Source organism: Ruegeria sp. AL1 (assembly GCF_056540905.1).
The window spans coordinates 87,032-105,245 of record NZ_JBQFXP010000003.1 but is presented as its reverse complement, the minus strand read 5'-3'; the positions used below and the strand labels follow the sequence as shown (position 1 = coordinate 105,245).

Genomic DNA, 18,214 nt, shown 5'->3' with positions numbered 1-18,214 from the left:
CAAGAGATCCTAGGAACAGATGAGCTATCGTGCTTAACACGTAAGACAGGATTAGGATAAAGATGAACAGGGCCGTAGTGCCGGTCATGCTCGACCGGCTGTCGTGAATGGCGCTGGCACCACAGTGTCATACATCTGTTACTCGGATGGACCCGATTGTTACATACGGCTAGCATCAGTGATCACACAGCACGAAGGGAGACACACATGTCGAAGTTCACCAAACGAAAAACTGCCCACGGGGTTGTTGCACTCCTAATCTGCTGTATCGCGGCGACCGCACAGGCGCAATCGGCAGGCGAGAAGATGTCGTTCTTCATCACAAGTGTGGGCAAGGGCGACGGTGCCAACTTAGGTGGCCTCCAAGGCGCCGATGCTCATTGCAATGCGCTTGCCTCGGCGACCGGTTCTTCCAAGACTTTCGCGGCCTATCTGAGCACCTCAATGTCCATTGATCGCAGTACCGACCCGATGACAATCACCAATGGCGTTTCTGCACGCGACCGGATCGGATCGGGTCCGTGGCATAATGCCGATGGAGAACTCATCGCCAACAGTGTTGAGGACCTGCACAGCGACAGCGTGAATATTAACCTTCAGACCGCGCTCGACGAAAATGGTAACCCTGTCAATGGGCGTGGCAGTCAGCCGAACAAACATGACATTTTGACGGGCTCCGATTCCGCCGGACATTTCTCAACGGCAGGTGGCGATACGACATGCAGCAACTGGACTTCGAATAGTGAAGATGGGTCTGCGATTGTCGGACACCATGACCGTGTAGGTCTCAATGATGCCCGAAATATGTTGTCCTGGAACTCATCGCACGGTTCGCGCGGTTGCGGTGAGGAACATCTGCCGCGTTCCGGCGGGGCAGGTTTGTTTTACTGCTTCGCAACTGACTAATCGGGCAACATTGGTACGCGTGTCGCCCGTATTGAACCTGATATTACCAAGTCAGTTCTGGGGATTGCGCTGTGGACGCGGGCTTTGGGCGGAATCAGTCTAAATGCCGCTTCCTTGCGGGTTTACTAAATTGCAATGCTTGGCTGAGAAGGACCGCTTGGGGCGGACTGCGGCCCTTTGAAGCAAAAATGCGGATGGCAGCAAAGTCCAAGGTTTGTGGCTGCTGTCAGCGCGAGCTGCAGCGGCGACAAATCTGACAAGGAGGAAAGCGCGGGCGGCTTTTATTGCTATGGGGATTTTGGCCCGGGGCTTGGGTCAGCGATGCGGTGAACAGCGAAGCCTGCCATGCTGATCCGAGCAGGCGCGTTGATCTTTTGGCCACCGTGTAGCGTGTCGACCCATTTCTCTGTGGCAATGAGCCTCGTGCAGCGCTGTTTTTGGCGGACTGGCCGCGTTGACTGGCCCGGCGCGCCCATCTGACGGGGCCGGGTGTGACGGTTGGATCATGCGACGTCCCCCCATGGCGGTACGCGGGATTTTGGAATTTGGCCGCGTAGGAAGGTCTCGATAATGATCATGGCCCCGCCGCATTTCGGGCAAGGCGGAAGAGCGGCCCGGTCATCGGGGTCGTCGCTCGTCCCTTCATCCGGTGCCTGGTCGGGTGCTGGCTCCGTATCCAACAAGCGCCGGATCATCGCGATCCTGTCACGACGGATGCCGTTGGCGAGGAAGCCCGCGTGGCGGATGCGGTGGAAGCCGGTGGGCAGGACGTGGATCAGGAAGCGGCGGATGAACTCACCCGTAGGCAGCCGCATGACCTTCATCCGGTCGCCGCGCTTGATGCGGTAGTCCTTCCACCGGAAGGCCACGGTGTCGGTATCCGTCCCACCCTCCAGCAGATGTGTGGCAAAGCTGTGCCGTAACGTATGGTGCGAGACCTTCTTCCTGATCTCAGCGAAGTCACAGGCCACCCCGAAAGCGCGGTTGAACTGCCGCGTCGAAATCGGATCAACCCGGTTGCGCCCGGGAAAGAGCCAACCTGCGGGCCGCGCCTCGCGATAATAATCGCGCAGGAGGTCCAGCAGGCTCGGCGACAGCATCACATGGCGATCCTTGCGCCCCTTTCCCTGATCAACGCGGATGAGCATCCGGTCGCTGTCGATGTCGCCCACCTTGAGATGCGTGACCTCGCTGGCCCTGAGCCCGCCGCCATAGGCGACACTGAAGGCAGCCCTGTATCTCAGCCCGGGCCCGGGTGCAGCCTCCAGAATGCGCGTCACTTCTTCGGCGCTGAGCACAATGGGGATCTTCTTCGCCGCCCGCTGATACCGCATGTGCCGCTTCATCTCAGGCCGCGGGCATGTGGTTGCGTAAAAGAAGCTCAGTACGGTCAGCCGATTATTGAAGGTCGGCGCGCTCACGCCGCGCTCCTTCATGTCGAGTTGAAACGCCCGCAACTCCTCCGGTGTCGCGCTGTCGGGCGAATGACCCAGATACCGCGTGAACTCCCGCATCGCCCGCAGGTACATCGTTTGTGTCTTCGGCTGCAGTCCCTTGATCTGCATGTCTTCGAGAAAACGCTGGCGCAGCGCCGGTACATATTGGTCCGCCATCGGAACCTCCTGTCATCAGTTTGAGAAGGTCCCAATCGTCAGACAGGCTCGTCAGTTCGCAAAATCCACGCCGACCACATCAGCATGCACCACCCGGCGCAAGCGCCAATACCGCGAAAGCGGTTTCGTCCTTGTCCCGCAGAGCAGACACCGCACGCACCGGATGCCTCTGATGGCCAACTGAAACCCTCAGATGACCGGTTCGAGCCCAAAGTACAAAATGCTGCGGGTGCAACCAATGTCCGCTATCGAAACTCAAACCGCTCGAAGAACGCCAGACAGACCTTCATCACACCGTAGTTGAGCGCGCTGCGACGTAGGTGGACACCAGCCTGTCTCCTCGGCAGGCCTTGCTCGGTAGGCCGTATGACCAAACCCTCTTTCGCGACACGAGAAGCCAGTTGCAGCGGAGCCGACATGATGAACGGCCCTTCACGGACAAGTTGCAAGCCGGTCGTGAACGAGGTCGTCCGAATGTCGATGACATCCTGGGTGGCAGGTGTGGGTTTAAGCAATGTGCGAAACCTGCTTTCGGTCTCGGGATCGTTGCCGAATATGACCCATTGCTGTCCTGCAAGCTCGCGGATATCGATGGCGGCCTGGCCTGCTGCCGGATGGTCCGGCCGCATAACGACACCGTGCTCCACCTCGGTCACCGTAGTGGATGAGAGTTCGGTCTCCAGGCCAACGCCGTCAAGGACACCGAGATACAGGTCGATCTCGCCGCTCAGCAATGCTTCGCGCGCATGCTGAGTCATATCGGTTTTTAGATCGAGCCGAAGGTCGGGAAAACGGGTTTTGAGTTCGGTAAAAAGACTCGCGACACAGCTGAGGTGAAAGAGCGGACCCGCTCCAACGCGCAAGACGGAAAGTCCCGGCGATGCGATGGCACCGATCTTCTCGCGTGACAGACGGTATTCTAGTGCGATCCTTTCGGCATTTTCCAGAAGCATCCTGCCCGCTTCGGTAAGACGCATCCCCCGCCGATCCCTTTCGAAGAGCGGTGTGCCGTAGCTTGCTTCAAGGTTTGCGATCCGCTTGGTAACGGACGGTTGGGTAACGCCGAGCTCATCCGAAGCTTCCGTAAGCGATCCGTGCGCGGCGACGGCGAGAAAGGCGGCGAGGTTTCTTTCCAAGATATTCACTTTTTGAATGAATGTAGTCGATACTTCGATTTTACAGAATTTCTTGAATACCGCAATGTATGCGTCAGCCGTGGGAATTGCTTTGGGAGGGGCGATGCGGACCGTTTTCGTTCTATTCGACTCGCTCAACCGCCTGGCACTTGGTGCCTATGGCGGAACGGCCATCGCAACGCCGAACTTCGACCGTTTCGCACGGCGAGCTGTGACCTTCGACAAATACTATGTAGGTAGCCTTCCCTGCATGCCTGCGCGGCGTGACATGCACACGGGACGGCTGAACTTCATGCATCGACATTGGGGGCCGCTGGAGCCATTCGATGACTCTTATGCCCGCATTCTCAGCCAGAACGGCACCTACACGCATCTGATCTCGGACCATTTGCACTATTTCGAGGATGGCGGTTGGGGCTATGCGAATGCCTTCGATAGCTGGGATTACATACGGGGCCAGGAATACGATCCGCTGAAGGTTCTCGTGGCACCACCGGTCGACCGACTAAGGGAGGCATTTGACGCGCGGCACTATCCGTTGGACGGACTGCCAAACGGCACGGCAACACGCGGAAACTCCTCAAAAGTCGCTTGGAAGAAATCCCGCGCAGCAATCAACGCCCAGTTCCTCGAAACCGAAGCTGATTTCCCAACTGCAAAGTGTTTCTCTGCCGCCTTCGAGTTCCTTGATCTCAACCGCGAGTCTGACGACTGGTTTTTGCAACTTGAGTGCTTTGACCCACATGAGCCCTTCGTTGCGCCGGAGCGGTTCAAGGAGGCCTATCGAAGCGGATACAAGGGCAAGATCCTTGATTGGCCAATTTACGAAAAGGCAACGAACTCCGCTGAAGAGATCGCCGAAATCCGAGGTAACTACGCTGCCCTTGTAGCCATGTGCGACGAGTATTTCGGCAAGTTACTGGATTACTTCGATGAACACGCGCTCTGGAACGATACCTGTCTGATCTTGACGACAGATCACGGGTTTCTACTGTCCGAACACGACTGGTGGGGCAAGAACCGAATGCCCTACTACGAGGAAATCTCGCACATTCCCCTGATGATCGCGCATCCGGATGGCGAAAGAGGGACCCGGCGGGCCGCTTTATGCCAGACACCCGACTTGATGCCGACGATGCTCGACATTCATGGTTGCAAGGTTCCTCCTGGTGTCACCGGAACGTCGCTGGTCCCCTCCCTGACCAGTGATGTTCCGGGGCACGCCTCCGTCGCACTTGGCATGTTTGGCGGGCCGGTCTGTGTAACAGACGGGCGCTATAGCTATTTCCGATATCCCGAGGAAGAGGAAGGCTCCGAACTCAGTATATACACGCTGATGCCGACTCACATGACAGGTCCCTTCGACGTCGGCGAATTGCGGTCGGCGGAGCTGGCAGGGCCGTTCGACTTCACTAAGGGCGTCCCGCTTATGAAGCTCACGCTCGACTCGAAGAACAGCCAAGTCGGGCAAGACGGCCAAACGCTCGAAGACTGCGAAACTGCGCTTTACGATCTCGATGCCGACCCGGGTCAGACGCAGCCTGTTCGCGACTCTGCCATCGTCGCCCGGCTTTCGGCGCACATTTCCGCACATTTTCTGAGGCACGACGCACCGCTCGAAATTTATGATCGGTTTGGGCTGTCCGATCCGAATTCCAAGAAACGCCCCATCAAGGACGTTGACAAACACACTGACAGGAGGAGACCCAAGTCATGAAAAAACCACTCAAAACCCTGACCGCTGCGGCTGTAGCAGGGCTTACGGCGACCGCTGCTATGGCCGAGTTCCCGGAGCGCACCATCGAAGTCATTCACCCCTGGGGACCCGGCACAGGTTCTTCGGTGAGCCAGGTCATTGCCAAGGCAATGGGCGAAGAGCTTGGCGTCGACATGACCGTTCTGTCGGTGACGGGTGGACCGGGCACCAAGGCGCAGACGACCGCCATGAGCAAACCGGCGGATGGATACACCATCATGGATTCTTACGTGGCTCCGCTGGTTCTCGCACCGATCCTGGGTAAAGCCGAATGGGACTATACAGAATTCACGCCACTGCAATCGGCTCATTCGAACGCCTTCGCAATTGGCGGGCGCACCGAGGAGAGCCGCTGGGACGACTTTGCCGGGCTTATGGAATACTGCACGGCCAATCGTGGAGAGCTTCGCTATTCCTCTGGTTCGCGAAACAACCTGCCGCACATGGTGATCTCGAAGGTGCTTCAGGCGCATGACTGTGTTGCCCAGAACGTGCCCTACACGCAGGACGGTAACGCCGCAAAAGACTTGAAATCTGGCGTTCTGGATTTCTCTTTTGTAAATGTCGGCAATTACAAGTCCGATCCATCCGCGTTCAACATCATGCTGGTTCTGTCCGAACTGGAAGACTCTAAAGCGGCATTCGACGGCGCGCCCGGACTGGATGACATTGAGTTTGACACAGGTCTATCCAAACTGGGCCCGATGGGCTGGACATGGTGGATTGTTCACCCGGAAACACCAGCGGACGTCGTGGACAAGCTTCGCGAAGCAATGGCCGCGGCAATGGCTCGAGATGATGTCAAAGCAGCAATCCGGCAAGTTGGCTTCGTGCCTTTGCCCTATGAATACACCATGTACGACGAGGTTGTCGGTGGTGTGAAAGACCAACTCGGGGCCATGGGCAGCGCACTGGAATGGGAAGAAGAAGAGCTCAAAAAGCTGCAATAAGATGAAGCTGTCGGCCAAGCTTGCAGAATGGACGGGGCTCGCGTTTTTCGCGGGCCTCGGCGCGCTGGTCTTCCAACAGATAGCGACGTCCATGTCCGAGCAAGGGATTGCATCTGGCGGCCCATATGACAACGCAGCCAGCTATCCGCGCAGCATCGCGATACTTATGTTGGGGCTTCTTGCCGTCCAATTGGTCCGCAATTTCACCTCAAGCAATGCAGAACAATCAGAAACTACTTCTCCTTCGGCCTTGCGGCGGTCGGTCGGTTTGCTTGTCATCTTTACAATCTACCTGATTTGCCTCGGTTGGCTGGGATACCATCTGTCAACTGCGCCCATGGTGGCGGCAGTCATGATGCTCTGTGGAGCCCGCAACGCTGGCGTTATTGTGGGATTTGCGCTTTCATTGGCCTTCGTTCTGGCTTTTGTCTTTGAAAAGGTCCTGAACGTCGTGCTGCCGGGCGGCATCTTCGGTCTGAATATCCCCTGGTGAGCATTGATGTTTGACTCCCTTCTCGGTGGCTTTGAGCTGTTTTTCTCGCCCCTCGCAATTGCTTTGACCTTCGCGGGCATCCTGATCGGCTTGCTTGTCGGAGCCTTGCCGGGACTTGGACCTTTGATGGGTATCATTCTGCTTCTACCGGTGGCCATAGGTCTACCGCCCCTTGCAGGAATGGGTTTCCTCATTTCTATTTTTGTCGGGGGCTCCTGCGGAGGCGCTGTGTCAGCAGTTTTGCTTCGAATACCTGGCACACCCATCGCAGCAGCAACGTTGCTGGACGGTTTCCCAATGGCCCAGAAGGGTCAAGCCTCCAAAGCTATTGGCCTTGCGCTTGCGGCATCCTCATTGGGTGGACTTGTCGGCGGCGTTGTTTTGATCACCGCTTCGCCCGTACTCGCGTCCTTCGCCAGTAATTTTGCCCCACCCGAATATACGATGCTGGCGGTCACCGGGCTGTTGACCATTTCGCTGATTTCCGAGGGCACTTTGGTAAAGGGCCTGATGGCCTGTTGCTTTGGTCTGCTATTGTCGACCATCGGATCCGATGCATTCTCAACGGGGTATCGGTTCACCTTCGGGTCGCACCACATGCTTGATGGGTTCCACATAGTTGCCGTAGTCGTCGGGCTCTTTGCGATCTCCGAGATGGTCTTTCAAGTCGCAAGGGGCGACCTGTTGGGTCGACCCACGATCGAGATCGCCAAGCCCAGTTTCAGATCTGTGTTTCTGGTGATGAGGCACTGGAAGAATATGCTGCGGTCATCTTTCGTCGGTGTATTCTTCGGCTCTCTTCCTGGTGCGGGCGGCGACATCAGTTCGTTCAGTTCTTATGCTATTGCCAAGTCATTCGCCAAACCGGATGAGAAATATGGCGAAGGCGCCGAAGGCGGCGTCATTGCGACCGAGGCAGCCAACAATGCAACCGTGGGCGGCACGCTGGTTCCCACGCTGGCCCTTGGCATCCCCGGGGACGCTTCGTCGGCAATACTGTTGGGTGCGCTTTTGATCCTTGGCTTCGTCCCGGGCCCCGAAATGTTCACGATGAATCCAGAGTTCGTGGGGGGCCTGTTTCTCGTCTATATGGCGTCGAATGTCATGTTGCTATTTGCAGGCATTCTCGCGGCTCCATTTTTTATTCGAGTTTTGTTGATCCCGAAACTCTACCTGATTCCGGCAATTCTCATCTTGTGTTGTATCGGAACGTATGCCCTGCAGGGTTCGGTGTTTGACCTGTGGGTCATGCTGGGCTTTGGGCTGGTCGGCATTCTGTTTCGTTTGGCGAAATACCCGCTTGCTCCCATCGTGTTGGGTTTGATCCTAGGTCCAATTCTTGAGGCAAATCTACGCCGCTCGTTGCTGATATCCCGAGATGGCTACTGGATATTCCTTGACCGTCCGGTCGCAGCCGCGTTGATCGTCATCGATTTGGCCATCCTACTCGGATTTGCATTCATCGCTTTTCGACGTTGGCGCGCAACAAAGCGATCGTTCGGCTTAGAAACGCAACCAGATGACTAGATCACTGCGTCTATGATCACTCGAATGTTGGTGTAGGTTGTTGCGAGACAGCTAAGCAGAAGCGGCCGTTGGCACAAGCGCAGAGAATTAGCGCTATAAACGAGGATTTGCGTGACCATTCTGAGTTGGAAAATTGCCAGCGTATTACTTTATTTGAGAGCCTTCATTGCGCACGGTTGCATCTTTGGGATGAAAAAAGTCAGCGTCTGCTGACATTTTCCGAGGCTTTGTCAAACGCCAATTCCAATGGGCATTTAGTGTAGCCTGGCGCGTACCAGATAGGCATCGACCGTATCACCGCCCAGGGCGCGAATAGCCTCTAATCGATGAAGGCCTGCAATCAGCACGAACCTCTCGTTGTCCGTGCGTATCTGGATCGGGGTCTTCTGGCCGTTCTTCAGGATATCTTCGGCCAGCGTCAGAACTTTTTGTTGATCAAGTGTTTTCGCCCGTTTCACAGGCACATAGATCAGGTCGAGCGGATATGGTCTTTTCCCCAACATAACTACGTGCGCAACCTTTCGTGCATTTGTTCAGGTTCGGAGTTTGCTTCAAAAGCAGGCGCCGGAACGTACGTCATAGAACTGAACGAACAGCCTCGCGCAGTTCTTGATGGATGATCCAAGTCGCTGGTTCATTGTCACTTTCGATGTGAGAAAATGCGATTACCTGAGCAGCACCATCATTCTGTGCCGGCCCGACTTCGGGAAGTTCGAGCTCCAGGTATTCAGCAATCAATAGTCCGATTTTCTTAAAGACCTTGATGGATGCCTCGCGCGATTTGTAACCGGCCGCCTGAGACAAGTGACCAATAGTCAGACCGTCCTTGCCTGCGATAGTAAGTGCTTTGAGCATTGTGACCTGCGCAGGGGTGAGCCTGATCTGTCGCAATGCCTCGGTATATTCTCTTTCACTGGGAACGAGGGTGCCGGAGTTTCCCTCCAAACGGCGTTGACCGCTACGTTTCCTGTCTCGTTCTTCGAGAGATTCTTTTAAGGCTTCAATGGCCAATGCCGGTGTTTCGCCAACTGCATCGGCAATCATTGCCTGCGTTTTAGCTGGTGGCTTGGGAAATGCTCGTGCAACACTATTGCCGCTCAGAACGCCAGCTTTAATCAAGTACTTTCCAAATTCTTCCTCGATCACACCAGATACGTCAGCGTTCCGCGCCTTACGAACACTGCGGTCCTGAAATGCTCTTTCTTCCAGACCACGAGCTGACATCTTTGAACCGGGAAGGGTTACTTGAGGGGCATTTTTACGCATCAGAGAAACACCACCACAATTATCGCCGCAACAAGCACCGCCGACGCCACAGATATTTTAATCCCGTAGGACCGGCGACGCGCCTTTTCAGCTTTGAGGCTTTTACCCAAGTTTTCGTCAATCGAGTTATGGTTCACGGCTTGGTCCTTCCGGATTTGTCAGGCGGCTTTGGCTTCCATCAACCGGTTGTTACGGCACACTTTCGGTGCACTTATCGTTCTGTCTCGTGAACGGCCGATTGCATTCCCAACCATCACCTCTTCGATTTAAGTGAGCATTTGAAGGTACAAGGATCGCAACGCACGTGTCCCGGTTTGCGCGAAAACCACGCTCGCATTTCCATCCGGAAAAAGTCTCAGGTGCAAGATATGCATCCTGTGGAACTGCCACAGGCTCACAGCCGCTCTCCGCTGCCCTGTAGCCTCTGAGGCATACCCACCCATCCGAGCTTCTTTTGTCGCTCAGACGACCGTTTTTTGGGACTTCTATTGCAACACAATCCTGGTTCTCCTTACGAAATCCCCAGTTGCAGTGTATTTCCTGCACGCCAAACCGGGTTTCGACGTACCCATTTTGAGGTGAAATCACCTCTTCACATTCGTCGTCGACGCGCTGGAACAACCGGTTGCACTCCCATCGGTCTCCGGTTGATGAAAGATAGGCGTTTTCAGGAACTCTTATCTCCTCACAAAGTTCTCCCACATTCTGAAAACCGTGATTGCATTCCCAGCCGCTGCCATATGAGCTACCCGTCAAATATGCGTTTTCTGGTAAGTCGGTTCTTTGGCAGGATCCGTTCTTGTTTTCGAAACCTTCGTCACAAACCGATCCATCGGCATTGCCCGCGACCTGGGCAGGAAGCTGCGTTCCTGAGAGCAACACCAAGAGTGTCGGGATAAAACAAAGAATGCAGCGCGCAAACACGATGAATGATTGGTCGAAACGGAGCCTGAGACCTGATCTATCGGTCATCAAGCACGCAGTTTATGAGCCATGTGCTGTTCATACGGCGCCTTCTTTCATGGGTCACGCAATGACTGGTGCATGTCAGGTGACAATTGCGAATGCTTGCGAGGAACGAGCTCATAGCGAAGACCCCAGCGAAACCCGTTCCTACGCTGGGGTACATGCTACAATTAGTCTGAAGGTCATTGGATCATCGTAACCGGCAGCATCGCGGCGACGAGTGATTATCACCAATACACCTTTGTGGTTCTTAGCCAGCATAGAGTCAAGGAAGTTTCCCTCGTCGCAATGCTAGCACCGCTAGAGCAGGTAGTTTTGGAACAAGCACGTTACCAGTTGGCCTAGGGAATTTCCTAAAGGATTTTTCCAGCGGTAAAAAACTGCCTTCAAAAAATTTTGATCGAACCAGCGGCGAACGGCGGCTTAAGTCCGCATCTCTTTTGGCGGGGGCCTGAGGGTGGCGAAAGTGCGATTTAAGATCAAAGATTCCTCGTGGCTTTGAATGACCGGTCTGGTGACACGGCTGCAACACAGCGATAAATGTGTCGCAACGGCAAATCTATGCTGCGTCAGCAATAGCCGCAAACGCACAAGTCCGGTTTGTCCCGCTTACCGTGAGTTCACCAAACCCCGGATTTCACTTGCGCAGCGAACGGCAGGAATGCGGGCTGCAGCCGCAGAATTCGAGGGGTGCATTGGACGTCTCCTTTGGGCCGTACTCAAAGTGCCTATCGGGTCACGCCACTTCCGATTCTCCGCCACTTTCAAGGCTGGCAGAGATGAAGATCCAACACTCGCTCAAGCAATACGCAATCCAACATGGGTCGAAGTGCACTCGGTGTCTATGCAACATCATGAGTACCATCTATCCTGTCCCGCATATTCAAGGTTTTTTTGAGGTGCGGAAAGATGGAATTTCCCGAGAACCCAATTGCATTTCTTGATCTTCTTGCAACCCGTCACAAAGCCTGGCTGAAAGCGCGACCAAGACGCGGTGAATCGATCCGCTATATGCGCGAAGCGGTCGATCAGCAGGGTGCCGGATCTGAGTTCATGGTGCATTATGTTCATAATCCGGAACCTGCCCAGCCCGATCCGACAGCCGAGGACACCGACCTCGCACTCCTGCAGCTTTACGCACGCTGGCGGCAAGAACACGGCCTCAGGCCCATCGAGCCTTGGGATGGTTCCCGGTTGCGACCGTGGCTGCCAGAAGAGAGCAATCCGGCGGTGCCTTCACTCCTGCAGGGTGATCTATCCCACTTCAACGATGCCTATGTGAGATGGGGCCGCAACAAAGAATGGCCAGCGGTCGATGCACTCGGCAATGCGATTGAGCAATATTTCGCGGACATAAGACATCACAGCATTTGGTCAAGGCCCGTCAGTGGCGGCAAGCTTCGCCTCTACCGCCACAATGAGCTGAACAATATCGAGACAGCACCCTACAGCATCCGGTTCTGGGGCTTTCTGCAGTGGGCGGATGATCTGCGCCGGACCTTGGCCGGCGAAGAGATCGAGACCTATCCCCATGACAAGTGGTCTGACATCACCTTCATGGATCAATTCAACCAGGATCATTTCCCCTGGCACGATGATGTGTTCGGGAATGGCCGGTGCCCGAAATGGCACAGCCAGTTCGGCGAGAAAGCCCGTCACAAATATCCGATGAACACCTATGGGTTCGGGTTGGAGTTCCTCGAATTCCACAGCGATCTCCTCGATGCTTACAATGAGTATCTCGCACGCTGGGGCAGACCTCCGACCACGAGTTGGCGAGACGGCGAACAGCCCTGGGAGCCAGGCATTCATCATTCCGCGCATATCTTAAAGCAGGCCGGGTTTGGTCCCTGGGGCATTGGCGGGTCCAATGGCGAGGCGCTTGCGCCTGAGCTTTTTGCACCGGCCTTGCTCGATCCGGATCTGTCAAAGTTCAATACGGGCACCGAGCTTGGCGCTTATCTTGAGGGCTTCGGAGTGCGGTATCACGGCGCCGGCCATCTTGAGCATTGCGATATTCGTGATCCTTACACGAACAACTATTCGCTCCGCTTCTTCCATTGGCATCAGTGGATTGATGATCTCTACAAGAAGCTATTGGCGCAGGGAAAACCGCATGTTTCCGAGGCGGCCGACGAGCAGCTGGGGGACAAGGTCAAAGACGCGTTCTTCGAACGCTTTGATGCGCCGCCTGAACTGAAATTCCCTCTGACCGGCACTTGGACCTATCGCAGCTTCCATAATGACGCGGACAGGGATGATCAGAACCTTGCTGCCCTTTGGTTTGTCGCGGACCTGACCCTTGACCAGGCCGGGAATGGCCAGATCACCGGCACGCTTCAAGGTGGGCATCCGGACCCCAATCCCGACTATGTCTACGATGTTGAGGGATTTTATGATGACCGCAATGTTGACTACGAGCTGACACCGGATTGGTGGGAACAGCGCGAGATCATCGTCCTAACCGCGAAGGGTGCAACGCCCGCTACAGACGGCCATGTCTATGAATACCGTAGCCACCTGGTTGCCGATTGGCCGAACGGAAAGGACCGGTTGCCCGCTTTGGTCGGATCTGTTTTGCGCGCAAGGCGGCCGGATGATCCCACAAAGGAAGGCAAAGTCGGATCCTTCGTCGCGGTTCTGCAACCCGACGAGGCGCCCGCGGTCGCCTGAACGCACGGAGAGGCGGCAATGACGAAGACAGACACGGACCAGGGAAGCTCGAAGCCCCCGGTTCTGAAGACGCTCGCCTGGGCGACGCGACCGGGTCTGATTTACGGGATCGGGTTTGGGATCGCCTTTACGGTGGCGTTCATCGTGAGCGCACAGCTTGGGATCATCACCAATGTGCTGATCGGCTTCCTGGCGTTGTCGTTTTTGTCCGTCTTCGGAGCCTTGTTCTTTTTCTTCATGGCACAGGCCCTGTCCCGAAAGTTTAGCTTGAAGGATTTGGTGGCGCCGGCCGACGAGGTCTATGGCCCGAAGCAAGTTCTTTCGGATGTGCGTACCTTCGCCGACAAAGACGCTGTTGATGAGGTCGAGCGCGAGGAGGCCGAAAACCGGCTCGGCAACACACTGTCCGGTCTTTTCGTACTCGCCGGCAGTGCGATTGGCCGGTATTTTAGTCTGGTGTTTTTGGTCAGCGTTTTGGGTGGAGCGGCGACCTTTGCGATCTTTGCCGCAACCTTCATTCAGGCAGAGCGCCTGGCCGTTCAAAACCGTCTCATTGAAAACCAATTGCATCTGGCGGAGGCGCAGAGACAAACGGCGTTGGCTGTGTCTTTGGAGAACCTCGAGACGGAACTTGTGCGCCTGCAGGGCTCCGGCGGCGAGATCGAGTTACCCGAACCTCTGATCTTGAAGATCGTCGCGCTGAGCCGGACATTTCGACCCTACCGCTTCGTGGAATACTCTCTGCAGAACACCCTCAACGTGGTTCAGCAGGATCTTCTGCCCTTTGATGCGGAGTTCGGGGTGCGGTTGACGCGGACGCCGCTTAGTCAGGAGCGATCCCGATTGTTGTCGCAGATCGTCTTCGCGCCGATATCCAACATGGGCGACCTCCATCAGAAGGGCCCAGTGTTTCAGTTCTCAGATTTCCGGGAGTACTTTCTGAGCGAGGTTAAGCTGGACTGTTTTGATCTGCGCAGCAGCGATTTTCGCGAGTCCTATGGATTCGCGGCGAGCTTTAGGGGTGCCCAGCTTCAACGCGCCGATTTCAGTTATGCCAACATGACCGGAGTCAATTTCTCAACGGCTGTGACGGAAGAAGAAGAAAACCCGCCCTGTCCAGATACGATTGGTGCCTTTCACCCTGACCGCATCACAAATCTTGCAAATGCGAATTTTAGCTTTGCGCGTTTAAACCACGCGAACTTTGATGGGGCGATCTTGGAGGGCGCGAACCTAACAAACACGGTGCTCTTCGGCGCAACGTTTTTGGAAACAGACATCTCGTCCACGAGCTTTGAGAACGCAATCATCAGTTCCGGCGATGAAGCTCCGGACATTGGAGCAATAGCTGAGGGTTTTTTTGGTGAAGCGATTAGCGAAGCTAAGTCGAAATTTATCCGCCATTGGATGGTGGTTTCGGCGAAACCAGATCATCCTTTTCTCAATCAATCGGATTTGGACGACACCATCTACTACGTATTGAAGCCAAGACGTTGAGGCACAGTTCTTTCGCAACAAGACCCGCCTGATTTTGCACCAGAACGCTGAAAATCTGTTCTTCGATGAAGCGACTTTTCTTCATCGACTGGCTCATCTGTTGGAGAACAGGACAACTAGGGCAGATCAACGCCGCCCATCCGATGACGTTGAAATCAAGCAAATGCAGCGAATGGCGGGTTTGATGGTCTGCAATGCAGCGATCCGGAGCAATGACCATTAGCTGCTTAGGGCCGTCCAAATCAAGCACTTCTGCTTGTTGCATCTCTTCTGATCTTTCCTGCTTGAACCCCGAGTGTCAGAGCAAACAAAACTTGGATCCAAAAGGACGCCTGGCCGCCAGAAACGAAGTCATAGAGTGTTTTTGAGGCGCTAAGTTCGGCATGCTTGGAAGCCAGTTCGAGATAGGACTCCAAGTTGGAGCACATGCCAATGTCTTCCGCACCATCGTAACAGATGTTCATATGCAGACCTGATGCAGCCTCACGCTCTTCGGCCGGAGAATAGGTTTGCATTCTATGTTGGCCAACAAAGTGAGCTGCGCGACACGAAGACTCGCAGGTCGCACCGACTATCGTTGGATGAGTTTGAAAACACGCTGGCGGTGTATCATTGGTTTGGTTTAAGACGTCATCCCACCAAACCCCGCAAGAATTCATTACCCATTCCGTGCGATAATTGAGACTGGACTTGGCCGACAGGGAAGCAGCCGCAGCGTCAGAAACCGCTTGTTGTTTCCGGGATGCAGTTATGTCGGCAACTGCCGCTGCAATACCGACCAAAGCAACTGACAAAAGTATGTACTCTGTAACCTCCCAAAATCGATCCGAGCGCTTTGACAACAAGAAGACGGAGGCCAACGAAGTGGCAAGAAAAACTAGAAAGACTGCTAATAGTTGCATAAAGAACCCTCGGTATCCGCTCCGATAGTGCCACAATGCGTTTGAATTGGTAGACCAATGTCCGCTCAGGAGAAGCTGCAACGCAGCACTGACTACTTTGTTAGACGTCTCCTAAGGGCCGCCAGTGAAAGCGACCCAACTGCACTAGATTTCAATGGCTTCGGCGATAGCTAGGGCGTCTTCAAGTTCGACACCCAGATATCTGACTGTGCTGTCCATCTTCGTATGCCCAAGAAGCAACTGCACGGCGCGCAGGTTGCCAGTCTTCTTGTAGATCTGGGTTACTTTGGTACGCCGCATCGAATGCGTTCCGTATGCGCTTGCCTCAAGGCCAATGGATGTGACCCAATCACGGACGATCCGCGCATACTGGCGTGTTGAAATGTGCAGGCGCTCATGGAAACGGCCAGGCCAAAGATACTCCGAGCCTACCATGAGTTCGTCCTCCATCCACTTTTCGACTGAAGCACGCGTGCCCTCGGAAATCTCGAAGCGGACTGGTTTCTGAGTTTTGCTTTGCAGGACGGATGCGCGCTCTTTGATCTGTCCCGATGCCATTACGTCGACGACTTTCATCCTTACAAGATCACAGCCACGAAGTTTGCTGTCGATTGCCATATTGAACAGCGCGAGGTCGCGATGGTTCTCGGCCAGTTCAAGTCGAACTCGGATTGCCCAGACGTGCTTTGGCTTCAGCGGTCGTTTCTGGCCAACGATGCGTCCTTTGTTCCAAGCTGGGCGAAGCGCGCGAATGGCCGGTAAGTTTGGTGTTTCCATGACTGATCCTCCGATCCGCCATTCCCTCCCAAAGCGACAACCCGACGTTGACAAGGTACCATATCAAAGGATTTCTGCGCTGACTCCGAGGTCTGCATCGAGCACAGAGCGACACATGCTGCATGGCAACCTAATGACTGCTATATATGTGGATGTTCAACACTAGGAAACGTTTTGGAGGTCAAATTGACAGCAAACCAGATTGTTTCAATCCTTGGTCCATTAATACTGTGCATTCTTGGCGTCTACATGTTTCTAAATGCCCAAAAGAAAAAGAGAAATCAGCCGCCAAAATCCCATGGCCCGCATACCCCTAATGCTGGTTACGATGGCAAGGAATTTGTACGGAGCAAAGGAGCCGGTATGGCTGATGGTGGCAGATAGCGACTGGCTTCAAGAAAAACGACGTTTTCTCATCGCAAGTGAATGACCGCTTCGTCCGCGACAATGAGTTCACGACCCTTCAGTTTTTGCTGTCGCAGCTAAAGTCCGGTCTGACGGGCCGCACCGCAGCGACTATCTGTATGGGCGAAGGTCGGCTTTGGGCCGCCCTTGCATCGGTCATTAACGGCAGCTTCCAGACCGTTGGCTCCCTTAGTGCTTCGACAACCCTTCCTTTGAGAGAGCTGTCTGAACCGCGGGCTTGGCCTCAATCCTTCGATAATGTTCGCGAAGCGCCGGCCATTGGCTAATGTCCAGATCCTGATCCTCGAGCCAGCGGCACAACGTATATAAATAAACGTCGGCTATCGAAAACTCTTCACCCAACAAATATGGGCCATTTTGCAGCGAAGCTTCGATAACTGCGATACGCTTCGATAGATGCTGACGACCTACTTCAAGAAATGAGTGTGGTGTATCGGGTCGGTAGAGTGGGCTGAAACTCTTGTGAATTTCCGTGGCTAGGAAATGTAACCATTCAAATGAACGAAGTCGCTGATACTCACCATCCGACAGTAACTTTGCCTCGGGCGCGTATTTGTCCAGGTATTGAATAATGATCGGGATTTCGGTGAATATCTGTCCGTCCGAAGTTTCTAGTGCGGGGACATACCCTTTTGGGTTTACGTCCAAAAAACTCTGGTCATCAGAGGTTCGGCGCGTCGTATAGTCGACCTGGACAATCCTAAAGTCTCGTCCAGTCATGATGAGAGCAACGTGAACCGTCAAAGAACACGCGCCGGGCATGAAGAATAGCTTCATTTTAATTCCTCTGGAAATAAGCTTTGAACATCCTCCAAAAGCACCAGCGCAAGATCGTAGGGTTGCAGGGATGCTTCCTCAATCTTGTGGCCATCGCCGTCCAAGTCCGTGGCTACAAATTGGTCGCCGGGTTGCAGCAGACAGCTATCGCCGTCGCTCGTATCAATGCGGATGGTTCCCGAAAGGACCGTCCCAAGAACAGGCGAGGGCGCGCAATGCCACGCGTCCCGATACCCGGCAGGGTGGTGCATCATGATGACCCCGGTTGCCTTGATCGCTTCGGTAATTTCGTAGCCACTTGGCGACGGAGGGGTGAATTCTCCCTCATGCGTCGCCCACACCTCCTTGGATAAATGGGCTACGCCATTGGCATCTGCTTGAATGTGAACATATTCCATCACGTAGCTCTTTCTATCCTTTCGAAAGCGTGCGCTGTGAAGGCACGTAGTGGGTTCTGTCAGGTTGGCGCCATTGGCAGGCATTGTCGTTCACCATCAGGTCTTGTCAGAAGAACTTTGCTTGAGCGGGGCAGGGCGGTTGCGTAGTTTT

The 18,214-nt window shown here is 54.7% G+C and carries 16 protein-coding genes and 2 pseudogenes; 7 read left to right on the top strand and 11 right to left on the bottom strand.

Features of this window, described 5'->3' with window-relative positions; all coding sequences use genetic code 11:
- Positions 1-207 precede the first annotated feature (207 nt).
- Complete coding sequence (locus tag ACRZ9X_RS05940) at positions 208-906, top strand: hypothetical protein (protein ID WP_480516789.1); 699 nt, start codon at positions 208-210, stop codon at positions 904-906.
- Positions 907-1,409: 503 nt separating this feature from the next.
- Here the strand turns inward: ACRZ9X_RS05940 and ACRZ9X_RS05935 are convergent.
- The 3 genes and pseudogenes from ACRZ9X_RS05935 to ACRZ9X_RS05925 all read right to left on the bottom strand — a co-directional run.
- A pseudogene (locus ACRZ9X_RS05935) lies at positions 1,410-1,787 on the bottom strand (transposase); the annotation flags it as partial.
- Positions 1,782-2,519 (bottom strand): annotated as a pseudogene (locus tag ACRZ9X_RS05930) (tyrosine-type recombinase/integrase); the annotation flags it as partial. The pseudogenes ACRZ9X_RS05935 and ACRZ9X_RS05930, both read right to left, overlap by 6 nt.
- A gap of 245 nt (positions 2,520-2,764) precedes the next feature.
- Positions 2,765-3,793 carry a LysR family transcriptional regulator gene (locus ACRZ9X_RS05925; RefSeq protein WP_480516787.1) on the bottom strand — a complete coding sequence of 343 codons (1,029 nt, stop codon included), beginning with the start codon at positions 3,791-3,793 and terminating at the stop codon, positions 2,765-2,767.
- Here ACRZ9X_RS05925 and ACRZ9X_RS05920 point away from each other — a divergent pair.
- Genes ACRZ9X_RS05920 through ACRZ9X_RS05905 form a run of 4 tightly spaced genes read left to right on the top strand, consistent with a single transcriptional unit; the run spans position 3,759 to position 8,381 of the window.
- A complete protein-coding gene (locus tag ACRZ9X_RS05920) occupies positions 3,759-5,372 on the top strand; it encodes a sulfatase (RefSeq protein WP_480516785.1) in 1,614 nt (537 codons plus the stop codon). The two genes, ACRZ9X_RS05925 and ACRZ9X_RS05920, sit on opposite strands and share 35 nt — an antisense overlap.
- Positions 5,369-6,361, top strand: a complete 993-nt coding sequence (locus tag ACRZ9X_RS05915) for a Bug family tripartite tricarboxylate transporter substrate binding protein (RefSeq protein WP_480516783.1) — start codon at positions 5,369-5,371, stop codon at positions 6,359-6,361. Before ACRZ9X_RS05920 ends, ACRZ9X_RS05915 begins: the two co-directional genes overlap by 4 nt.
- Before the next feature lies 1 nt (position 6,362).
- Complete coding sequence (locus ACRZ9X_RS05910) at positions 6,363-6,854, top strand: tripartite tricarboxylate transporter TctB family protein (protein ID WP_480516781.1); 492 nt, start codon at positions 6,363-6,365, stop codon at positions 6,852-6,854.
- 6 nt (positions 6,855-6,860) lie between these two features.
- Positions 6,861-8,381 (top strand): tripartite tricarboxylate transporter permease, encoded by a 1,521-nt coding sequence (locus ACRZ9X_RS05905; RefSeq protein ID WP_480516779.1) that lies wholly within the window; start codon positions 6,861-6,863, stop codon positions 8,379-8,381.
- 254 nt (positions 8,382-8,635) lie between these two features.
- Here the strand turns inward: ACRZ9X_RS05905 and ACRZ9X_RS05900 are convergent, their stop codons facing one another.
- The 3 genes from ACRZ9X_RS05900 to ACRZ9X_RS05890 all read right to left on the bottom strand — a co-directional run bounded on the left by ACRZ9X_RS05900 (position 8,636) and on the right by ACRZ9X_RS05890 (position 9,784).
- The gene (locus ACRZ9X_RS05900) at positions 8,636-8,884 is read right to left on the bottom strand and encodes a ParB N-terminal domain-containing protein (RefSeq protein WP_480516777.1); all 249 of its coding nucleotides are present in this window, start codon (positions 8,882-8,884) and stop codon (positions 8,636-8,638) included.
- Between the two features lie 73 nt (positions 8,885-8,957).
- Entirely contained in the window at positions 8,958-9,647 is a 690-nt protein-coding gene (locus tag ACRZ9X_RS05895) for a hypothetical protein (RefSeq protein WP_480516775.1), read from the bottom strand.
- The gene (locus ACRZ9X_RS05890; RefSeq protein WP_480516773.1) at positions 9,647-9,784 is read right to left on the bottom strand and encodes a hypothetical protein; all 138 of its coding nucleotides are present in this window, start codon (positions 9,782-9,784) and stop codon (positions 9,647-9,649) included. Before ACRZ9X_RS05890 ends, ACRZ9X_RS05895 begins: the two co-directional genes overlap by 1 nt.
- Positions 9,785-11,624: 1,840 nt before the next feature.
- On the opposite strand from ACRZ9X_RS05890, the gene ACRZ9X_RS05885 reads away from it, so the two are divergent.
- Together ACRZ9X_RS05885 and ACRZ9X_RS05880 are read left to right on the top strand one after the other, a co-directional pair.
- Positions 11,625-13,286: a hypothetical protein gene (locus ACRZ9X_RS05885; RefSeq protein ID WP_480516771.1), complete on the top strand. Its 1,662-nt coding sequence runs from the start codon at positions 11,625-11,627 to the stop codon at positions 13,284-13,286.
- 18 nt (positions 13,287-13,304) lie between these two features.
- The gene (locus ACRZ9X_RS05880; RefSeq protein ID WP_480516769.1) at positions 13,305-14,783 is read left to right on the top strand and encodes a pentapeptide repeat-containing protein; all 1,479 of its coding nucleotides are present in this window, start codon (positions 13,305-13,307) and stop codon (positions 14,781-14,783) included.
- On the opposite strand, the gene ACRZ9X_RS05875 is transcribed toward ACRZ9X_RS05880, so the two are convergent.
- From ACRZ9X_RS05875 to ACRZ9X_RS05855, 5 genes are all read right to left on the bottom strand, one after another.
- Entirely contained in the window at positions 14,728-15,048 is a 321-nt protein-coding gene (locus ACRZ9X_RS05875) for a hypothetical protein (protein WP_480516767.1), read from the bottom strand. The genes ACRZ9X_RS05880 and ACRZ9X_RS05875 overlap by 56 nt on opposite strands.
- Positions 15,026-15,685, bottom strand: a complete 660-nt coding sequence (locus ACRZ9X_RS05870; protein WP_480516766.1) for a hypothetical protein — start codon at positions 15,683-15,685, stop codon at positions 15,026-15,028. Before ACRZ9X_RS05870 ends, ACRZ9X_RS05875 begins: the two co-directional genes overlap by 23 nt.
- Positions 15,686-15,829: 144 nt before the next feature.
- Positions 15,830-16,462 (bottom strand): tyrosine-type recombinase/integrase, encoded by a 633-nt coding sequence (locus ACRZ9X_RS05865; protein WP_072776096.1) that lies wholly within the window; start codon positions 16,460-16,462, stop codon positions 15,830-15,832.
- 594 nt (positions 16,463-17,056) lie between these two features.
- Complete coding sequence (gene gstA / locus ACRZ9X_RS05860) at positions 17,057-17,665, bottom strand: glutathione transferase GstA (protein WP_480516763.1); 609 nt, start codon at positions 17,663-17,665, stop codon at positions 17,057-17,059.
- Positions 17,662-18,063 carry a cupin domain-containing protein gene (locus ACRZ9X_RS05855; protein ID WP_480516761.1) on the bottom strand — a complete coding sequence of 134 codons (402 nt, stop codon included), beginning with the start codon at positions 18,061-18,063 and terminating at the stop codon, positions 17,662-17,664. The genes gstA and ACRZ9X_RS05855 overlap by 4 nt, the downstream gene beginning before the upstream one ends.
- Positions 18,064-18,214 lie beyond the last annotated feature (151 nt).

Bases quoted from the DNA above. Each gene is read 5' to 3' on its own strand.
- ACRZ9X_RS05880 (WP_480516769.1), top strand. From the start codon at position 13,305: ATGACGAAGACAGACACGGACCAGGGAAGCTCGAAGCCCCCGGTTCTG.
- ACRZ9X_RS05870 (WP_480516766.1), bottom strand. From the start codon at position 15,685: ATGCAACTATTAGCAGTCTTTCTAGTTTTTCTTGCCACTTCGTTGGCC.
- ACRZ9X_RS05915 (WP_480516783.1), top strand. From the start codon at position 5,369: ATGAAAAAACCACTCAAAACCCTGACCGCTGCGGCTGTAGCAGGGCTT.
- ACRZ9X_RS05905 (WP_480516779.1), top strand. From the start codon at position 6,861: ATGTTTGACTCCCTTCTCGGTGGCTTTGAGCTGTTTTTCTCGCCCCTC.
- ACRZ9X_RS05885 (WP_480516771.1), top strand. From the start codon at position 11,625: ATGCGCGAAGCGGTCGATCAGCAGGGTGCCGGATCTGAGTTCATGGTG.
- ACRZ9X_RS05920 (WP_480516785.1), top strand. From the start codon at position 3,759: ATGCGGACCGTTTTCGTTCTATTCGACTCGCTCAACCGCCTGGCACTT.
- ACRZ9X_RS05875 (WP_480516767.1), bottom strand. From the start codon at position 15,048: ATGCAACAAGCAGAAGTGCTTGATTTGGACGGCCCTAAGCAGCTAATG.
- gstA (WP_480516763.1), bottom strand. From the start codon at position 17,665: ATGAAGCTATTCTTCATGCCCGGCGCGTGTTCTTTGACGGTTCACGTT.
- ACRZ9X_RS05900 (WP_480516777.1), bottom strand. From the start codon at position 8,884: ATGTTGGGGAAAAGACCATATCCGCTCGACCTGATCTATGTGCCTGTG.
- ACRZ9X_RS05895 (WP_480516775.1), bottom strand. From the start codon at position 9,647: ATGCGTAAAAATGCCCCTCAAGTAACCCTTCCCGGTTCAAAGATGTCA.
- ACRZ9X_RS05910 (WP_480516781.1), top strand. From the start codon at position 6,363: ATGAAGCTGTCGGCCAAGCTTGCAGAATGGACGGGGCTCGCGTTTTTC.
- ACRZ9X_RS05940 (WP_480516789.1), top strand. From the start codon at position 208: ATGTCGAAGTTCACCAAACGAAAAACTGCCCACGGGGTTGTTGCACTC.
- ACRZ9X_RS05855 (WP_480516761.1), bottom strand. From the start codon at position 18,063: ATGGAATATGTTCACATTCAAGCAGATGCCAATGGCGTAGCCCATTTA.
- ACRZ9X_RS05865 (WP_072776096.1), bottom strand. From the start codon at position 16,462: ATGGAAACACCAAACTTACCGGCCATTCGCGCGCTTCGCCCAGCTTGG.